The 2924-nt window shown below is 48.0% G+C and carries 3 protein-coding genes; all 3 read right to left on the bottom strand.

Annotated elements, in window-relative coordinates; translation table 11 throughout:
• Positions 1-311 precede the first annotated feature (311 nt).
• Positions 312-2090, bottom strand: coding sequence for an IS66 family transposase (gene tnpC, locus BQ7483_RS00040; protein WP_072544388.1), 1779 nt, complete (start codon positions 2088-2090; stop codon positions 312-314).
• Positions 2091-2156: 66 nt separating this feature from the next.
• Positions 2157-2474: an IS66 family insertion sequence element accessory protein TnpB gene (tnpB, locus tag BQ7483_RS00035; RefSeq protein WP_162274235.1), complete on the bottom strand. Its 318-nt coding sequence runs from the start codon at positions 2472-2474 to the stop codon at positions 2157-2159.
• Positions 2475-2485: 11 nt separating this feature from the next.
• Positions 2486-2845 (bottom strand): hypothetical protein, encoded by a 360-nt coding sequence (locus BQ7483_RS00030; protein WP_072544386.1) that lies wholly within the window; start codon positions 2843-2845, stop codon positions 2486-2488.
• Between the last annotated feature and the right edge of the window lie 79 nt (positions 2846-2924).

The raw sequence follows: 2924 nt of genomic DNA, 5'->3' as shown, positions 1-2924 counted from the left end.
GATGGACTCACCTTGCGGCATCGCCTCCGCTTTGTAACGGATGAACAGATGCTCAAAATCGCTGCTGCTATACATGCTTACTGGTTTTTGATTACAGCAGCGAAGATCGACTTTTTTATACTTTAGGGCAAGACGTCAAAATTGGACGCTTACCACTTACTGTATCATCATGATAAATCTATAATAGAAACATATAAAAATAGATTTCGCAAAATCCCCCTACCTGTAAGCGTCCAATTTTGACGTACCCTACAGGGAAAGCCCCTTTGGGAAGCTTTCCTCTTAAAGTTTTCAAAAACCGGACTTGATTTTTAAAGTTTGTTAGTATTGATTCCGATGGTCATCGGTAGCAGATTCTCATAATCCCTACGCCCTTTGACCACCTCACGGAAAAATTTCTTTAAATAAGCCAGGGCGGAGATACCGTTGGCCCGGCAAGTAGATATCAAAGTATGATAGGCGGCTGACACATTCGCCATACGGTTGCTGCCAAAGAACAACGAGTTCTTCCGCTCACCCGCCAAGGGACGGATGAAACGCTCCGCAATGGTATTGTCGATGCTGTAGCGGCCGTCTTTCAAGTAGGCGAACAGCTGATTCCAGAAGTTCTTCAGGTAATTGACCGCCTTTTCCATCAGATCTCCACGGGGAGGATGACCCTCCGAAGTCAGCACATTCAGAAAACTGCGCATGCGGCCGATGACTTCCTTTGTCCGCAGGGAGTTCCGTTGTCGGGTTATCTCTTCAGCTGTCAGACCGGACTGGCGGTAACTGTCTTCCTGACCGTACAACCAGCCGATGTATTCCAGCATCTGTTTCGCATTCAGGTCACCGCCCTGCTCGTAGGCATACACGAACTTGGCACGCGCATGGGCCAGGCAGCAGAGATGTTCCGTGTCGTACAGCCTGTCTTCCAGATACATGTACACATTGTAGCCGTCCGACTGCAGCGCCCTGATCTGCCGGTCGCCCAAAATGTTCTTCAGGGCATCACGGCTGCGGGAACCTTCCTCATAACAATAGATGACAATCTTCTCTTCACGGTTGACCAGACACCAGATATATCTTTTACGATAACGGTCCTGTACCTTCACCTTGCACCAGGTCTCGTCGCAGTTCACGATGGCATCTTTCTCCATGGCCATATTCTTGAGCGTTTCAACCAGTCCCCTGGTAAACCCTGCACCTTTCTCAAGCCAGTTGGTCAAGGTCATGCGGCTCAGGAACATACCATGGTCGTTCAGACGGTACATCTCACGGTAATAAGGCACATCCAGCACAAAATGGTTGAAGGCCAGATGGGCCAGGAAATCAGCGGATGCATGGGTTCCCGGAACCACATCCATGTAATCGGGGCCTCCGTCTTTGGAAAGGTAGCCTTCGCAGATTCTACCGTCCGGCAGCTTGTAACGGACAACCTGATACCTGTGCTCCAGAATATAGCTCACTTGCTCGTAAGAATACTTGTGGAATGTCTTGATAATAACTGCTTCTTTCGGCAAACGGCAGAAATCGAAATCATGGCACACGGACTTATCTGCCTTCATACGTTTGTAAGACATTCCCTGGCGGTATGGCCGTTCCTGTTTACTACCGGCAGATGACGGAATGTCCGTTCCCCTCTCCTCCGAAGGAAGGTTGGGAGTGGAACTGCCGTCAAAATCTTCCTTGTCAGCTTCGCGGGAATCGGAGCCACGGTTCTTGGACGAAACCTTCTGGGTCTTGCCGTCGAAGCGGTTCTTGTCTGAAAGCTTCTTCTGTTCCTTCAAGGCGGCATTCTCCTTCCGGAGCTTTTCTATCAGCGCGTCACGATCCGACAGCATACGTTTCAGCTCATCAATCATCCTGGTTTGTGCTTGTGAGCTTTCATTCAGAGTCAGCAGCTGTTCGGTCATACGGTCGAGCTTCGCCAGAAGCCGCTCCCTTTCTGCCTTGTCAGCCTTGCGTAAGGCAAAAAGTTCGTCAAGCAACATTGATTTTTCCATGGAATTCATATCGGAATAACGGTCAGCCCAAGGTTCCGTCTCTTTTTCACGGAACCTCAGTTGTTCGGCCGAAGCCAATATCTTTTCAAATTCACGATCGTCCATGTCACTCTTTTTTATACCATAAAGATACTCATTTCCAGTGACATAAACAAATTATTTCACATTTATTTATCTGATATTCAACGAGTTGATCACAGGATCCTGTAACAGCACAACCACATCTTTCCATTGGATGCTATATACCGTTTCTTCACCCTGCCTGCATACCTGCATAAACTTATAACCCGAAGAGAAACGCTTCTCATACAGACTGAAGGAACGGCGGTCGTAAGAAAACAGCCTGACTTTCCGACGGTCCCTGGACATCACAATGAAGACTTCATCTTCTTCCGGCTCGCGGTTCAACTGCTGATGGATCACGGAAAGCACACGTTCATATTTGCAGCGCATGTCATGGAAGTTTCTCAGGTAATAAAACCTGTTCATGCCTGTAACATTCAGCATAGTCCCTCCAACTTCTCTACCAGGTCCTTCAAACCCTTGTAGCTTAAATTCCGTTGCTGGATGCGCATTCCACCCGTTATACGGATGTCTATCATGAATCTCAACGGAGGGGATGACAAGGCACCTCCCATCAATGGGGCGGAAGCTGAAAGATCCTTTTCCGGTTCTTGCTCCACCTGTTGTCCTTCTACCTGTACCGGGACAATGTGATGTCGGGTATCCTTGTACCATTTGTGAAACAGATTGTAGGGTACTTTGTTTTTCAAACAGAAGTCCTGGATGGACTCACCTTGCGGCATCGCCTCCGCTTTGTAACGGATGAACAGATGCTCAAAATCGCTGCTGCTATACATGCTTACTGGTTTTTGATTACAGCAGCGAAGATCGACTTTTTTATACTTTAGGGCAAGACGTCAAAATTGGACGCTTACC

It is taken from the genome of Mediterranea massiliensis (assembly GCF_900128475.1).
Lineage (GTDB): Bacteria > Bacteroidota > Bacteroidia > Bacteroidales > Bacteroidaceae > Bacteroides > Bacteroides massiliensis_E.
The sequence above is the reverse complement of the archived record's forward strand: the minus strand, read 5'-3'. Positions and strand labels throughout refer to the sequence as shown.